This window comes from Balneola sp. (assembly GCA_002694685.1).
Lineage (GTDB): Bacteria > Bacteroidota > Rhodothermia > Balneolales > Balneolaceae > Gracilimonas.
In genome coordinates this window covers 1-15,038 of record NZMW01000003.1, presented here as the reverse complement: position 1 = coordinate 15,038, position 15,038 = coordinate 1, and the positions used below count along the sequence as shown (strand labels likewise).

Here is a 15,038-nt window from a genome sequence, read left to right as displayed (position 1 = left end):
AAAAGTTATCACGGTTTTCTTTAATGAGCACCTGCAGCGTTTAATAATTCTACAATGTTACTGTGGTGCTGGGTAATTGCCTGATCTTTTGCCGACCATCCCCTGTCATCATGTACATCCACATCGCTGCTGTTATCTATCAATAACTGTACAATGTCATAGTACCCATTCGTTGATGCCCAATATAAAGCCGAAGTCCCCCGATTATCACGATAATCTACTTCTGCGCCATGTTTAATTAACAGTTCTACTATTTTTTTATGTCCATACTTTGCGGCTTTAAGCAAGGCCGTTCGGTCGTGTACATCTTTAGTGTTAACGCTTAGTCCATCCTGTAGCAACCCTTGGATAGTTTCAAAATCGCCGTTCTCTGCAGCTTCAAGAAATGCTTCTTCGTTCATATCGAATCCTCCTTTATAAGAGATTTAGATTAGCACTGAATTGTAATTTCCGAGTGTTCAAATGTCAAATTAGAAATACACTTCTAATATTAAGATTGGATGAAATCACAAAAATGAAGGGCATAAAAAAACCGACATCAAAATAAGAGAGCCGATATTTTTGAAAAAGCTACTTTTTCTATTTTGCTCCCGAACTAAGACGCCGGATTTTTAAAAAGTTACTAACCACTTATATAGACGAGAGAAAAATCGAATTGTTTCTTTATTGACATTAATTATTTGTAATAGAATTTAAAACAGCTTCAACTGTGATCCCGTACTCTTCTTAAAATGCTCGGTAGTCAACACACGCTTTTTCTCATTAAGCCCCAAACGTTTCGTCTGAACTTTAAAAAGATCGGATATCTGTTTTGAGAAGTTGCCCTTCCCTTTCATTCGTTCATTCCACTCGTAGCTGTTTAACTTCCCATCGCGGATATCTAATATCTTGCGTAGCACTTTCTTTTTGCGATCGGGATAATGATGCCCAAGCCACTCTGTAAACATATCTTTCACCTTATAGGGTAAACGAACTATGGTATACCCAGCAAATGAGGCACCTGCTGCTGCCGCTTTTTCCAGAATCTCTGCACATTCATGATCTGTAAGCCCCGGAATAATCGGAGCTACGTTCACGCCAACCGGAATACCTGCGGCAGAGAGCTTTCGAATGGCATCAAGTCTTTTATTGGGACGAGAAGTCCGAGGCTCCATCACCCCGGTAAGATCTTTATCGAGGGTGGTAATTGAAATAGTCACACTTACACAGTTATAGTCATTAAGCTCACAAAGCAGATCAATATCACGGGTTATAAGATGATTTTTGGTGATCAGTCCCACCGGATTTCGAAATTCAGCCAATACTTCAAGGCATCCTCTTGTTATTTCGAGCTTCTTTTCCAAAGGCTGGTATACATCCGTGACTCCACTCATCGCTATTACCTGAGGCTTCCATTTTGGAGAGCTTAGTTCCTTTTTTAATAATTGCGGTGCATCATACTTCACAACAATCTTAGACTCAAAATCCAGCCCGGAAGAATAGCCTAAAAATTCATGATAGGGCCGTGCATAACAGTAAATACATCCATGTTCACAGCCCCGATATGGATTAATACTTGCATTAAAACTGATGTCCTCACTTTTGTTATATGTGATGACCGACTTGGTATCGTCCCTGATTAGTTGGGTTTTGGGTGATGGCTTTTCACCGGTTTCTTCATCAACGTCGTAGTCGATATAATTTCCTTCAAACCTATTAACGGGGTTATCTGTTGCGCCCCTCCCTCTTAACGGATTTCGCATATCTGACATTCTAGCTCCTTCTGATTACATATATCGCACATATAATATATGATTATTGAAACCCTTTCAAAAACAAAAAGCCTCATTTATAAAATGAGGCTTTTAAATGTTCTGTATATCAGGTTAAGCTGATCAGGAGGAACAAGTTGTGTTATTCAGATTTCGAAAACACCTTCTCTCCTGCTACCCAGGTTTCCAATACATTCACTTTCCAGATTTCGCTTGCGGGTATTTCAAAATAGTCCTGGTCTATAACCACAAAATCAGCCCATTTACCTTCTTCAAGAGAACCTATCACTTCTTCCTGATGAGCGGAGTAGGCTGCATCAATAGTGAAAGCTCGCAATGCTTGTTCTCTGCTTAGCGACTCCTCAGGATACCAGCCACCTTCAGGGTTTCCTTGGTGATCCATTCTTGTTATGGCAGAATATAATCCCCAAAAAGGATTTGATGGTTCAACCGGAAAATCAGATCCCGCAGCAACTACAGTACCTTGATCTAAAAATGTTTGCCATGCATATCCTCCTTCAATACGATCAGGCCCAACCCGATCTTCCGCCATGTTTTTATCACTGGTTGCATGTCGGGGCTGCATGGAAGCAATAATGTCTAATTCTGCAAATCGTGGGATATCTTCTAATGACACGATTTGAGCATGTTCAATCCGGTGCCGTAATCCCTGATTTCCTAACTCTTCCCGAATGTTCTCAAAAGAATTGAGAATCACGCGATTAGCTCGGTCACCAATAGCATGTACATTAGTTTGATAGCCTGCAGAAGCAGTCTCCATTGTTATTTTATTAAACTCTTCCTGATCAGCAAATAGAAGACCTCGGTTACCGGGATCATCAGAATAAGGCTCAATCATTGCAGCCCCCCGACTTCCTAAAGCACCATCTGAATACAATTTCACGCTTCTCAATGCTAACCTATCGTTTGCATAAGAATCAATAGGGCCATTTTTAGATAATTCCCGGAAGGCTTCCATACCACCAATCATACCATATACCCGAGTGGTCATCTTTCCATTGTCAGCAAACTCTTTGTAAATCTCCCAATTAGTTGGGCTAACTCCGGCATCATGTGCGGAGGTAATACCTTCACTTGCCATTTGTTTCAGGGCTTCTTCAAGGGCAAGTCTTCGCTCCGTTTCTGTTGGCTCAGGAATCACTTCATTTATGTAACTCTCTGCTGCATCCACAAAAACTCCGGTAGCATTACCACTTCTATCCCGAATAACTTTACCACCCTGAGGGTCGGGCGTATCTTTGCTGATGTTTGCCAATTCCATAGCTTTTGAATTTACCCAGCCGGCATGACCATCAACCCGGGATAAATATACAGGTCGGTCTGGAACAACACGGTCTAAGTCAGCAGCTGTTGGAAATTCATTTTCTTCCCAAAGCGTTTGGTTCCAGCCTCTACCCTGAATCCATTCTAAATCCGGATTAGCTTCAGCATAAGCTCTGATGGTATCCAGAGTAGCTTCAAGGGATTCGATCCCGGCTACATTCACATTCAGTTCCTGAAAGCCTAAACCCATTACGTGACCATGAGCATCAATCAGCCCGGGGAGTACCGTCTTACCTTGTAAATCAACAACCTCTCCCGCGGAGTTAACACCTGCTTCGTCATCACCCAGCTGACTTACCTTGCCATCTTTAATTACGAAGGAGCTGAAAGTAATCAGCGAATCGCCCTGAAAAGTGTAGCCATTCACATTAACAAAAGTTTTTGTGTTCTCTGAATTTGAACATGCTCCTGCAATTATTATGATCAACAGTGCAAAAGACGATACAAGTAATTTTTTCATTGGTATTTGTTGGTTAGAATTTCTTGAATATAAGGAATGCAATGCCTTTTGATAAGCATTAAAGAAGGTTTCATTTATTTTGACAATTAAGGTTGCCTAATATTGGTTATCAGGCATTGAAAAAGGTATTGAATACAGCTATTTATGACCTGAATTTTTAGTAGTACTGCACATTGAATCATCTACAGAACATATATTTATTTTTTGTTTTCATAATTGCCGGAACCGTATCCTGCTTTGGTCAATCCAATACACCAGATAGCCTCAGAGATATTTTATTGGTTTATGAAAGCAGTAACAGTACAGAGGATACTGCACGTGTTAATACACTTTTAGAATTAGCTACGTTCTATCGCTATTCAGAATTTGACAGCACCCTGAAGTATGCTGAACTAGCAAAAGAGAAATCTCAACAAATTGATTTCACAAAAGGCTTTCTTAATGCTCAATACTTACTAGCTACAGTCGCCTTCAACCGCGGGGATTACCAAAAGACCTATGAGATAGCCCGAAAAGGTCTGGGTCATAATGACATCAACAAGTTTCGAATTGAACGAGCTTATCTAAATCAAATGGTTGGAATTTCATACGCCGCTCAGGGCAGCTATCAACCCGGGCTAAGCTATTTTATAGAAGCCTATGAATTGTTTAAAGAATTAGATCAAGATCTTGGTGCTTTTCAGAATCTCAACAATATCGGTGTCAGCTATCTTAAAATTGAAGATTATGAAGAAGCCTTGGATATCTTTCTTCAACTCGATTCCCTTCGCACGCTAGAAGCTTCAACCATCTCTGTTCCTGTAAACCTGGGGTTCATCTATTATGAGCTTGGAGATCTCGATAATGCTGAAGAACAGCTTATGAGAGTATTAAATTTTAAAGGTGGAGATTTTGATCAGCGGGCAATAGGTCTGGCTACTTTTAAACTTGGCGATATTTATCTCCAGCGAGAAAGTTATAGCAGAGCTCAAAGTTACTTTAAACGTTCGATTGAAAAGTACAATGAGCTTGGAAATGAGCTCGAAAAGGTCCAATCCTTGAATGGTATTTCTAAAACCTACCTTCGGTTAGGAGATTTAGAGGAGGCACTAGCTTTTGCTGAAGAGGCTTATGACATAGCTCATGAGTTTGGAGGACTTCCTGAAAAGCACACATCAGCCCAGACTTTATATCAAGTTCACAAAGAAAGGAATGAGTTCGAAGAAGCGCTCAGTTTTCACGAAATTTTCAGTTCACTTTCTGATAGTCTTTTTAATAACGACATAAGTCGTGAAGTCGGGCGCATGCAAGCTGAAAATGAGTTCAGGGAAAGAGAGCTTAATCTCAGAGAAGCTCAACAAGAGCAAAACCTTAGAAATGCTACAGAAGTTGCGAACCGTAATTTCTTTATAATCATAAGTCTTTCTCTTCTCATTATCGCTATTGTTGTAGCCTATTTACAATATCGAAATTCATCCCTTCGTAAAAAGGCTAACGAACTACTCAAAGAAAAGAACGAGTACATCAAGCAACAAACAGAACGCCTGGAGGAGATGAATGAAATTAAGACCAACCTCTTCTCTATTATCGCTCACGACCTTAGAGGGCCATTAAGTTCATTGTATGGGTTTTTAACACTCAGCCAAATGGGCGATTTGTCTAAGGAACATATACAACAAATGATTCCTGATTTAGCGGATAGATTCAAATACACTTCTAACCTGCTAAACAATCTTTTAAACTGGGCTAAAAGTCAACTTGAAGGATATAATGTACATCCCGAAGCCTTAGATTTTTCAGCCATTGTGAATGAAAACGTGAACCTTATTTCATCACAAGCCAAAGAAAAGAATATTCGTATAGTAAACCAGATTAAGGATTCAGCCTTTGTTTACACCGACAAAAATATGGTTGGGCTTGTAATACTGAATCTGTTATCAAATGCAGTGAAATTCACCCATAATGATGGAGAAGTCACTATTTGGAACGAAGAAAAAGAGACGGAAGTAGAATTTCATATTAAAGATAGTGGAATCGGTATTGATGAGGAAAAGCTTACTCAGTTATTTAAAGAGTCGAATTTTTATACGACTGATGGGACTAATGAAGAAAAGGGAACCGGTCTTGGCATGATGCTTTGTAAAGACTTCATCTCAAAGAATAATGGCAGGCTTTGGGCAGAAAGTGAAGTTGGAAAAGGAAGTACGTTTTCTTTCTCTCTTCCGAAGAATGAAGAGGCTTTTAACAAAGCAGCATCAGATTAAAGACCAAAGCTCAGATTTAAGGAAATCGGGTGCTAACTCTATTTCCTGAAGTTCTTCTTTTGTGAAAAAACCGATGTCTCTTAAGATCTGCTGGTCGGGAGTCATTTCGGGGTCTGATCCAAGCTTCAAAGCCCCACCCTCTCGTTTCACTAAGTGATAGAATTCAATGGCATGTATAGAACCTACGATAACTTCGTTTACATGCAAACGCTTGCCAACGGATATCTGTAGATTTGTTTCTTCCTTGAATTCGCGAATCAATGCATCTTCTAAAGACTCACCGAAATCGACTCCCCCTCCGGGTGGAATCCATGTCCATTTATTAGTGACTGGTGAGAAAAGCTCGATCAGTAATACTTTTTCATCCTCTACTAAAATGCCACAAGACCGTACCCTTAACCGATTTGAAAACGAATCGGACATTAGGACTTTTCAGGAACAGCTTCTGACTTTTTACGGGACTTATACAACTTGTTTGATTTTGCATACTTCAAGCTGGCCTTCACAAAATCAACAAACAGCGGTTGTGGATTATTCACCGTACTGCGTAATTCCGGATGGAATTGAACTCCTACAAACCACGGGTGTTCAGGAATTTCTACAATCTCAACCAAGTCTCTTTCCGGGTTCATCCCAGCGAGTTCCATTCCGTGTTCTGTAAGTTTATATCGTAAATTATTATTTACTTCGTAGCGATGACGATGGCGCTCATCTACAATATCGGTGCCGTATGCCGCATGTGATTTCGTACCCTCTTTGAGCTTACAGGTGTACTTACCAAGACGCATAGTTCCACCCATGTTCTCGATATTTTTCTGATCGTGCATAATATCGATGATGGGATACTCTGTATTTTCATCAAACTCAGTACTGTTTGAATCTTCCCATCCGCAAACATCACGGGCATATTCAATAACTGCGCATTGCATCCCCAGACAAATTCCAAAAAATGGAATATTATTTACACGGGCGTACTCGACAGCGGCCAGTTTACCATCAATTCCTCGGCCTCCAAATCCTGGTGCCACCAATACACCGGAAATATCTTTAAACGTTTCTTTTACATTTTCTCTGGTGAGGTCGTCTGATTGAATCCATTTAACATTCACTTTGCAATCATTGACTGCACCGGCATGAATAAAAGCCTCAACAATTGATTTGTAAGAATCATGATGCTCTACATATTTACCAACCAAAGCAATATTAATATCTCCGGATGGATTACAAACAGCTTCAACAAAACCAATCCAATTATCGAGATTTGGTTCTTCAGTTTTCAGCTTTAGTTTTTCAATAACCCGTTTATCGAGCCCTTCTTCACGCATCAGCAACGGCACTTCATAGATGCTCTTTGCATCCCGGGATTCAATAACATCTTCGAGATCTACATTACAAAACTGAGCTACTTTACGGCGAATTGTTTCATCCAGTTTATGCTCAGAACGACAAACCAAGATATCCGGTTGAAGTCCGCTTTCCGATAATGTTTTTACGGAATGTTGAGTAGGCTTCGTCTTCAACTCACCTGCAGCTGCCAAATATGGCACTAATGTTAAATGAATGGAAAGTGTGTTTTGGCGGCCTACATTATATCTGAGCTGACGAACAGCTTCTATGTATGGAAGACTTTCAATATCACCCACCGTACCACCAATTTCGATGATCACAACATCATAATTCCCTGACTGACCAAGCTTGAGTACATGGGATTGAATCTCATCAGTAATGTGCGGGATAACCTGAACGGTCTTTCCGAGATATGCTCCCTGACGTTCTTTTGAAATCACATCATAGTAAATGCGGCCAGTCGTCACATTATTACTCTGTGAGGTTTTTATATCTAAAAAACGTTCGTAGTGACCTAAGTCAAGATCTGTCTCTGCACCGTCGTCGGTTACATAAACTTCCCCGTGTTCGTACGGGTTCATAGTTCCGGGATCAACATTGATATATGGATCCAGTTTTTGAATGGTAACTTTGAGACCTTGCGCCACTAATAAGCGCCCGAGAGAAGCACAGATTATACCTTTACCTAGTGACGACGTAACCCCTCCGGTTACAAAAATATATTTGGTGGACATGCGGGAAGTGAGTGTAGTTGATGGATGTAAAATATAGGAGGTTCACCATCCCTATTCAATGTAGAATACTGATAAAAGTCACTTTGTTTTCCACATATTATCCACAACTTGCTTCAAAAGGTCGGGCTTATCAGAAAAAATCCCGCTAGCGCCGCGGTTTATCATTTTTTTCATATTCTTTTCTTTATTCACTGTATAAATAAAAACAGGGATTTCTTGCTCCTTTGTATCATTTGCCCACTTTTTGGAGAATTGGCGCCTGCTGCAATTGAAAGCATTAGCTTGATAAGAAGCTACTAGCTCAGAAGGAAGGCTACTCCCCGACTGACTCCTTTCATATAACAAAGCAGTTGAGATGTCAACATCTAACTCCCTTAAATGCGCAATAGCCCGGTAATCAAAACTTGAGAACAGTACGTAGTCTTGCATTCCGTACTTTTTAACCAGATTAAGAGCCTTCTCTTCTACCCCATTCTTAAGTGTATCAGTAACAGCTTCTGTCTTTATTTCAATATTCAGTGCAATCTTGCCTTTTGCGAATTGCAGTACTTCTTCAAGTGTGGGAATCGGTTCACCTTGATGAGCTTCGCCAAACCAGAGTCCGGCATCCAATTTCTTTAATTCTTCCAATGAAAAATCAGCAACTTTGCCTTTACCATTTGTGGTTCTGTCCAGCGTTTCATCATGAATAACTACAGGTACGCCATCTTTGGTTAGAAGGATATCGAGCTCTACCATCTCAGCTCCCATTTCATACGCAGCTATAAATGCAGAGAGGGTATTCTCAGGATAGTAAGCACTTGCTCCCCGATGACCGATAATTACAAAGCCATCATTATTATCTGTGTAGAGTTTGACGGGTAAATTCATTTTTCCTTGTTGGGCTGATGCAGGAATATATACCAACAATAATACAATGATAAGAGAATAGAATTTCAATTTTTCCTCAGTTTGTTTAGCAGAAAGAACACATAACCTTCCCAACAATAATGAGATTAATTATTGAATAAATAAACTAGTTGTTAACGATAGATTAATTTTGTGAGCTAATAACGCGCTTTATCGCTTTGTGCAATAGAGAATCGAAGGCACCGGTTTGTGTAATAATATTATACATAAAGTATAGACCGACCATTGTTGTAATACTTCCAAACACTGTCATTATAGTTGCTAACCATACTGGCTGTATACTGCTTATTAATGAAAGCGCTACCACAGATGTACCTAAAAAAATCTGACTCATGGCAGATAAAAAATGCAACCCATTAATGGAATGCACACGATCCATAAAATCAGAAATACCTGTGGCGTTTCGATTTGTTATATTTAGCTGCGTTGACCCATCGCTAACTAATGAATTTTTATGTTTCTCTTCTTCAAACATGTCCTTTATTTTTTAGCTAACCTGTATACTAACACTCATTTATTATAATGAAACTCAAACGACTTTAAAATTTTTTATGTCAAAAACAGAAAACTTTTTTATCTACGGACGGAATCCAGTCGAAGAAGCTCTACAAAATCGGCCGGATGAAGTTGACAAAGTGTTTATAAAGAACAATATAAAGCCATCTACTTATCAAAATATATCTGAACTTGCTTCTGATAACGATGTCCCCTTAGTCAAGGTTCCCGGGGCAAAAATCTATAACCTTGTTGGCAAAGTGAATGATCAGGGCTTTGTTTTGCAGATGAGTGCTGCAAAGTACACCAACTTTTTTGACTGGGTTGAGACCCTCATACTCTCAAACAATCCTGCAGTTCTTTTACTTCACGGGATTGAAGATCCCCACAACTTTGGAGCCATTCTCAGATCTGCCGCTGCTGCCGGAATTGAGGCAGTCATTATTCCCATGCAAAATCAGGCGCCGGTAAATGCTACGGTTTTTAAAACATCAGCAGGTACCGCAGGTAGAATTCCTGTAATCAGAATTCACGATATCAATCAAGGCCTTAAAGACCTAAAGGCAACGGGATTCTCAATTGTAGGATTGGATGGAAGTGCAAAACAAACCCTCTGGGAAACAGACCTAAAACGACCACTAGCTTTTCTTATAGGAAGCGAAGGCGAAGGCATTCATCCATCAAACTTAAAACGTTGTGATGAACTGATTAACATCCCCATGGAACATGATGTTGAATCTTTGAACGCTTCTGTAAGTGCCGCTTTGGTAAGTTATGAATGGAAACGGCAGCAATAACAATCAGTAGAGTAAGTATTTTTTTCTCTGCTTTTTGAATTGATTCGCTTCTTTTTCCCACCCCGGAATTTCACTTCCTTGCTCAATGATTTGTTTAAGGTTGATACCATACAGGTTGTTGGCAAATGCCTTGATCTCAAAATCAGGGGTATTTGCCTTCATGAATATGAGCAGATCTAGTCCGAGTTGTACCGGATCGGTTTGGGTGTAGTCTCCATCAAATGAAATACTAATACCGGTACACTGCTGATCTTCGTGTTTGGGGTATGCAGATTTACCGGGTATAGATTTTGGTGTGAACGAAACCTTTTCAAGATTAAGGCTATGCTTTTTTTCAAGTTTTGCTAAGGCTGAGGTATCAAAATTGGTTTTCGGAGAACCGATTATCAGAAATGGATCTGAAGTCCCCCGCCCCTCTGAAATATTTGTCCCTTCCAAGATTACTGTGCCGGGATAGGCAAAAGCGTGTTCAAAAGTTGGAAGGTTTGGAGACGGGGCAATCCATTCGAGTCCAGTTTCCGGCCAAAGCATATCGCGCGCCCATCCGGAGGTTTTGATGACTTTGTAATTTGGTTTTGAAGTCAAGTTCAGCCATCCCTCACCTATGGCCATATCGGCCAGTTCACCCATGGTAAGTCCATACGCAATGGGCATCGGGTAAGCTCCAACGAAAGATTTGAATTCATCTCTCAGAATCCACCCCGCCACATATTCGCCCCCCAAGGGATTGGGGCGATCTAAAATCCATAGCTCTTTATTATTCTCTGCAACAGCCTCCATCACAAGCCCCATTGTTGTGCTATAGGTATAGAATCGCACGCCCATATCCGGCAAGTCAAAAAGAAGTAGATCAATGTTCTCCATCATCACAGGAGTAGGCTTTTTTGTGGAACCGTATAAAGAAAAAACAGGTAATCCGGTTTCAGCATCCACCCCATCTTCTATGGTTTCTCCCGCTCCAGCATTTCCCCTAAAGCCATGTTCTGCAGCAAATAGAGCCGTCACATTCACCCCAAGACTTATCAAAGTATCAACCATGTGGATACCATCTACTCTGGAGGTGGGATTCATCACAAGCCCGATTCTCTTGCCTTCTAATTCGGATATATGATTATCCAGTAATACTTCAGCCCCGGTCTTTACGACTGTTGCGGGCTTTTCCTGTTTTGCATCACAACTCACAAAAAACAAGGATATGAAAAGGATTGAGATTGTGTACTTCATAGAAAATGAGAGTTAAAACTTCAGTTCATAAAAAAAGTCCGTCACTTATATTAGTGCCGGACTTTAATTTAGTAGGATTACTGTAATTTGTTAAGCCTGATTTGCAACTACATCAGATTCTGCAAAAAAGTAATTGGCTTCGATTTTTCCATTTTCTACAGAATCAGATCCGTGGATAATATTTTCGCCAACGCTGTCTGCAAAGTCAGCTCTGATCGTACCTTCATCTGCATCAGCTGGGTTAGTAGCACCAATCAATGTTCTAAAATCTGCGATTGCATTTTCCTTTTCAAGAATCATAGGCACGCAAGCTCCGCTGCTCATAAACTCACATAGCTCATCATAAAAAGGACGCTCTTTGTGCACGGCATAAAATCCACCGGCTGTATCTTTGGTAAGGCGAGTTAGCTTCATTGCCAGGATTTTAAATCCAGCTTCCTGGATTCTTTTTGTCACTTCTCCGATCAGCCCTTTTCGGACACAATCAGGTTTGAGAATAGTCAGTGTTCTTTCTTTTGCCATTATTATAGTCTATTAAAATTTTGTAACATTTAGGATAACAGAAACTCTATTATGTGATCCGTAAAGATAAGAGTTCACACATCAAGATTCGAACCTTATCTGAGAGTTATTCGGTTATTTATCATGAAGGAAGGACAACAACAATTACACCATTGGCACTTCAGCCTTGCTGGAGAACCGGCTGAATTATGGCCGTATCTATCTGATACCAATCGAATATTTCGAAAGTTGGGTGCTACCCCTGTTCATCAAACCTCACTTTCCCGAACCACCCCAAAAGGTTTTTTAGAGCTTAGCCACAACAAGCTCAAGTCTTATGCTACCTGGCAGGAAGATCCCTACACGTGGGAAGAACCCTACCGCTATGGAGTTAGCCGATATTATAAGTTAGGTATCCTGAAGGAATTGAAATTATTTGTAGAGCTGACTGAAACGGATAATGGAACCAAGCTAAGTATCAAACTTTGGGTTCAGCCTTCCAATCCCTTCTTTTCTTTTATGGTTAAAACCTTTGTTGATTATGTGATAAAACGAAAGCTTACAAACTTCATAAATCAGGTAGATGAAAGTGTCAGCCAAAACCTGAAGCCTTATGAGCTTTCTAAAGAGAATAAATTAGTGCGAGGGGCAGACCGCAAGATCAAAGTTATAAAAGAACAGCTGCTAGAGGCGAGTAAGAGAAAACGAATTGTTAACCGTCTCTTGGACCTCATTACTTCTGCTGATGATGAAGACTTGGAGCGCATCCACCCCTATTCCCTTGCTGAATATTGGGGGGAGAAAAAGTATTCTGTATTAAATGTGTTCCTCCATGCAGCAAAGTTAAACCTTCTCGACTTTAGCTGGGATGTATGCTGTCCAACTTGTAAATCTCCCCAACATACCTTCAGAAAAATGAAGGAAGCCCGAGTACATCTATTTTGCGAAAATTGCGATAATGACTACATGATGGACTTCAATCGCAATATGCATCTTGTCTTCAGGCCACATCCCCTGATTAGGAAATTAGCCGATAAAAAATTCTGCCTCGGCGGACCACGTTCTAAGCCTCACCGGGTAATTCAGCAAAAGCTCGAGATTGGAAGTGAGCGTTATCCGCAGGTTAAGCTCGAAGAGGGAACTTACTTATTCCGAACCCATAATCACCAGGGACACCTGATATTACATGTGCGGGATGAAGGTTTTGAAAACGTTACAATACATATTCCAGATACGGAATTGGATGGGCAGGAAATAACTATTTCAACCAACCCAAACCTGATTATCAGCAACCGCTCATCGAAAAAAACGGTGTGCTTTATTGATAAGCTTAACTGGAAGGAAGAAGCCATTTATGCCAGCGAGGTCAGTTCTTCTCATGACTTCAGAGAGCTTTTCTCTCATGAAACTCTTAAGGAAACCAGCAAGGTTAAAGCATCGGAAGTAACCATGCTTTTCACAGACCTCATGAACTCAACTGAACTTTATGTTCAGGAAGGTGATGAATCTGCTATAGGACGAGTAATGGGTCATTTTAAAATTATTCAGCAGATTGTGGCTGAGGAACGTGGCGGTATTGTGAAAACCATTGGCGACTCGGTGATGGCTGTCTTTTGGGAACCCGTCTCTGCCCTTAAAGCCATTCAGCGTATTCAGCAGATTTTTACGACTTCAACTTCCATGGGCGATGCCTTTAAGATTAAAGCAGGGGTCCATTTCGGAGACTGCACAGCCGTAAACTTAAACGGCAGAATCGATTATTTTGGTACAACAGTTAATATCGCCTCCCGTTTGGTGGATATTGCATCAGAGAAGGAGATTATGGTTTCAGAAGCTGTTTTTAATCATCCTGATGTACAACTTTATCTCGAAAAAAACTCTGATACCTTCTTCGTTAAAGAAAGCATGAAAGAGCTTAAAGGTTTCGACGATGAAGAGTTTAAAGTGAAGCAAATCCGCCTTGAACGTCCACCAATGAGATTGGTTATTTAGTTATAGTTTGAGTCAGGGGTCTTTGATTTCAACCCTCAGTAGAACGCTAAACGAATTAACTACTAAATACAACTCTTTCCCTTCTATCACCACCGACCTCCTCTATATCTCCTCCTTCTCAAGGAGGAGACATGCAATTGCTTTTTCTTGCCATGATGCCATTTTTTAGCAAAACGTTTTAAAAGAGTCTTTCTCCTTGCGAAGTAGAAAACAAAAGAGGTCGGAAACTGTGCGCATTCGTTTCTCTTTCCCTCGTCACGAAGGTCTACCTTCGTGACGCCCACCCAGAAGCTCCAGCTTCCAGTCATTAACGCAGTTAGGTATACAGTGTATCAAACTAAGGCTTGGGAAGCTGGAGCTTCCCGGACTGTGTTGCTAAGCTGGAGTTAGCAACCAGAATGAAGGTCTCCCTCACATTAAAAGCGTTACCAGTTGGTTATCTTTAGTAATTCACTTTCATAATTGCCCTTCACTTCGCATCTTTGGTTATTGATTACTCACTCAACCGACATCTCACTATGTCTGCTAATAAATTACATCCTTCCATTGCTGATACTATTGAACCCATGAAACCCAAGAAAAACATTGCGCTGATCGCTCATGATCACCGTAAAGCTGATTTACTTGATTGGGCGGAATACAACAGCGAACATCTTTCCGAACACAACCTGTTTGGTACCGGTACAACCGGCTCTTTGGTTTCAGAAAAATTAAAACTTCCGGTATTTACGTTTAAGAGCGGGCCGCTAGGTGGTGACCTTCAAATCGGTACCGCCATTGTGCAAAATGAAATTAACGTGATGATCTTTTTCTGGGATCCGCTACAAGCCCAGCCTCATGATGTAGATGTGAAGGCTCTGCAGCGTATTAGTATCGTCTATAATATTCCAATGGCCTGCAACCGTTCCTCTGCCGACTTCCTCATCACCTCCCCTATTATGAAGACTAAATACGATCGCTTTATTGTGGATTACAGTCAGCGATTTAAAAAAGATTTCGATGCCGAATAAACTCAAAAACGAGAAAAGTCCCTATCTAAAACAACATGCCGATAATCCTGTGGATTGGTATCCCTGGGGTGATGAAGCCTTTCAAAAAGCAAAAGCTGAGAACAAACCTATATTCCTCTCTATTGGTTATGCCACCTGCCACTGGTGTCATGTAATGGCTCATGAAAGCTTTGAAGATCCTGAAATTGCTGAGCTCATGAACGATGCTTTCATTAATGTGAAAGTAGATCG

Annotated in this window: 14 protein-coding genes; 5 read left to right on the top strand and 9 right to left on the bottom strand. The window is 40.6% G+C overall.

The window, feature by feature from the left end:
• Nucleotides 1-20 precede the first annotated feature (20 nt).
• From CL667_05135 to CL667_05125, 3 genes are all read right to left on the bottom strand, one after another.
• Nucleotides 21-401, bottom strand: a complete 381-nt coding sequence (locus CL667_05135) for a hypothetical protein (protein MAL17078.1) — start codon at nt 399-401, stop codon at nt 21-23.
• A gap of 291 nt (nt 402-692) precedes the next feature.
• On the bottom strand, nt 693-1,751 hold the full coding sequence (locus tag CL667_05130; GenBank protein MAL17077.1) for a radical SAM protein: 1,059 nt from the start codon (nt 1,749-1,751) through the stop codon (nt 693-695).
• Nucleotides 1,752-1,893: 142 nt separating this feature from the next.
• On the bottom strand, nt 1,894-3,555 hold the full coding sequence (locus CL667_05125; protein MAL17076.1) for an amidohydrolase: 1,662 nt from the start codon (nt 3,553-3,555) through the stop codon (nt 1,894-1,896).
• 278 nt (nt 3,556-3,833) lie between these two features.
• On the opposite strand from CL667_05125, the gene CL667_05120 reads away from it, so the two are divergent.
• On the top strand, nt 3,834-5,798 hold the full coding sequence (locus CL667_05120; GenBank protein MAL17075.1) for a hypothetical protein: 1,965 nt from the start codon (nt 3,834-3,836) through the stop codon (nt 5,796-5,798).
• On the opposite strand, the gene CL667_05115 is transcribed toward CL667_05120, so the two are convergent.
• The 4 genes from CL667_05115 to CL667_05100 all read right to left on the bottom strand — a co-directional run bounded on the left by CL667_05115 (nt 5,790) and on the right by CL667_05100 (nt 9,263).
• The gene (locus CL667_05115; GenBank protein MAL17074.1) at nt 5,790-6,221 is read right to left on the bottom strand and encodes an NUDIX hydrolase; all 432 of its coding nucleotides are present in this window, start codon (nt 6,219-6,221) and stop codon (nt 5,790-5,792) included. The two genes, CL667_05120 and CL667_05115, sit on opposite strands and share 9 nt — an antisense overlap.
• The gene (locus CL667_05110; GenBank protein ID MAL17073.1) at nt 6,221-7,879 is read right to left on the bottom strand and encodes a CTP synthetase; all 1,659 of its coding nucleotides are present in this window, start codon (nt 7,877-7,879) and stop codon (nt 6,221-6,223) included. Before CL667_05110 ends, CL667_05115 begins: the two co-directional genes overlap by 1 nt.
• Before the next feature lie 78 nt (nt 7,880-7,957).
• A complete protein-coding gene (locus CL667_05105; GenBank protein MAL17072.1) occupies nt 7,958-8,749 on the bottom strand; it encodes a hypothetical protein in 792 nt (263 codons plus the stop codon).
• A gap of 163 nt (nt 8,750-8,912) precedes the next feature.
• Nucleotides 8,913-9,263: a hypothetical protein gene (locus tag CL667_05100; GenBank protein ID MAL17071.1), complete on the bottom strand. Its 351-nt coding sequence runs from the start codon at nt 9,261-9,263 to the stop codon at nt 8,913-8,915.
• 76 nt (nt 9,264-9,339) lie between these two features.
• On the opposite strand from CL667_05100, the gene CL667_05095 reads away from it, so the two are divergent.
• A complete protein-coding gene (locus tag CL667_05095; GenBank protein MAL17070.1) occupies nt 9,340-10,080 on the top strand; it encodes a 23S rRNA (guanosine(2251)-2'-O)-methyltransferase RlmB in 741 nt (246 codons plus the stop codon).
• A 3-nt stretch (nt 10,081-10,083) separates the two neighbouring features.
• On the opposite strand, the gene CL667_05090 is transcribed toward CL667_05095, so the two are convergent.
• Together CL667_05090 and CL667_05085 are read right to left on the bottom strand one after the other, a co-directional pair.
• Nucleotides 10,084-11,304 (bottom strand): hypothetical protein, encoded by a 1,221-nt coding sequence (locus CL667_05090; protein MAL17069.1) that lies wholly within the window; start codon nt 11,302-11,304, stop codon nt 10,084-10,086.
• A 90-nt stretch (nt 11,305-11,394) separates the two neighbouring features.
• Nucleotides 11,395-11,826, bottom strand: coding sequence for a nucleoside-diphosphate kinase (locus tag CL667_05085; GenBank protein MAL17068.1), 432 nt, complete (start codon nt 11,824-11,826; stop codon nt 11,395-11,397).
• A 123-nt stretch (nt 11,827-11,949) separates the two neighbouring features.
• On the opposite strand from CL667_05085, the gene CL667_05080 reads away from it, so the two are divergent.
• From CL667_05080 to CL667_05070, 3 genes are all read left to right on the top strand, one after another.
• The gene (locus CL667_05080) at nt 11,950-13,797 is read left to right on the top strand and encodes an adenylate/guanylate cyclase domain-containing protein (GenBank protein ID MAL17067.1); all 1,848 of its coding nucleotides are present in this window, start codon (nt 11,950-11,952) and stop codon (nt 13,795-13,797) included.
• A 566-nt stretch (nt 13,798-14,363) separates the two neighbouring features.
• A complete protein-coding gene (locus CL667_05075; protein ID MAL17066.1) occupies nt 14,364-14,807 on the top strand; it encodes a methylglyoxal synthase in 444 nt (147 codons plus the stop codon).
• On the top strand, nt 14,797-15,038 hold a 242-nt coding region (locus tag CL667_05070; GenBank protein ID MAL17065.1), incomplete at its 3' end, for a thioredoxin domain-containing protein. The genes CL667_05075 and CL667_05070, both read left to right, overlap by 11 nt.

Bases quoted from the DNA above. Each gene is read 5' to 3' on its own strand.
- CL667_05135 (MAL17078.1), bottom strand. From the start codon at position 401: ATGAACGAAGAAGCATTTCTTGAAGCTGCAGAGAACGGCGATTTTGAA.
- CL667_05130 (MAL17077.1), bottom strand. From the start codon at position 1,751: ATGTCAGATATGCGAAATCCGTTAAGAGGGAGGGGCGCAACAGATAAC.
- CL667_05125 (MAL17076.1), bottom strand. From the start codon at position 3,555: ATGAAAAAATTACTTGTATCGTCTTTTGCACTGTTGATCATAATAATT.
- CL667_05115 (MAL17074.1), bottom strand. From the start codon at position 6,221: ATGTCCGATTCGTTTTCAAATCGGTTAAGGGTACGGTCTTGTGGCATT.
- CL667_05110 (MAL17073.1), bottom strand. From the start codon at position 7,879: ATGTCCACCAAATATATTTTTGTAACCGGAGGGGTTACGTCGTCACTA.
- CL667_05105 (MAL17072.1), bottom strand. From the start codon at position 8,749: ATGAATTTACCCGTCAAACTCTACACAGATAATAATGATGGCTTTGTA.
- CL667_05100 (MAL17071.1), bottom strand. From the start codon at position 9,263: ATGTTTGAAGAAGAGAAACATAAAAATTCATTAGTTAGCGATGGGTCA.
- CL667_05095 (MAL17070.1), top strand. From the start codon at position 9,340: ATGTCAAAAACAGAAAACTTTTTTATCTACGGACGGAATCCAGTCGAA.
- CL667_05090 (MAL17069.1), bottom strand. From the start codon at position 11,304: ATGAAGTACACAATCTCAATCCTTTTCATATCCTTGTTTTTTGTGAGT.
- CL667_05085 (MAL17068.1), bottom strand. From the start codon at position 11,826: ATGGCAAAAGAAAGAACACTGACTATTCTCAAACCTGATTGTGTCCGA.
- CL667_05080 (MAL17067.1), top strand. From the start codon at position 11,950: ATGAAGGAAGGACAACAACAATTACACCATTGGCACTTCAGCCTTGCT.
- CL667_05075 (MAL17066.1), top strand. From the start codon at position 14,364: ATGAAACCCAAGAAAAACATTGCGCTGATCGCTCATGATCACCGTAAA.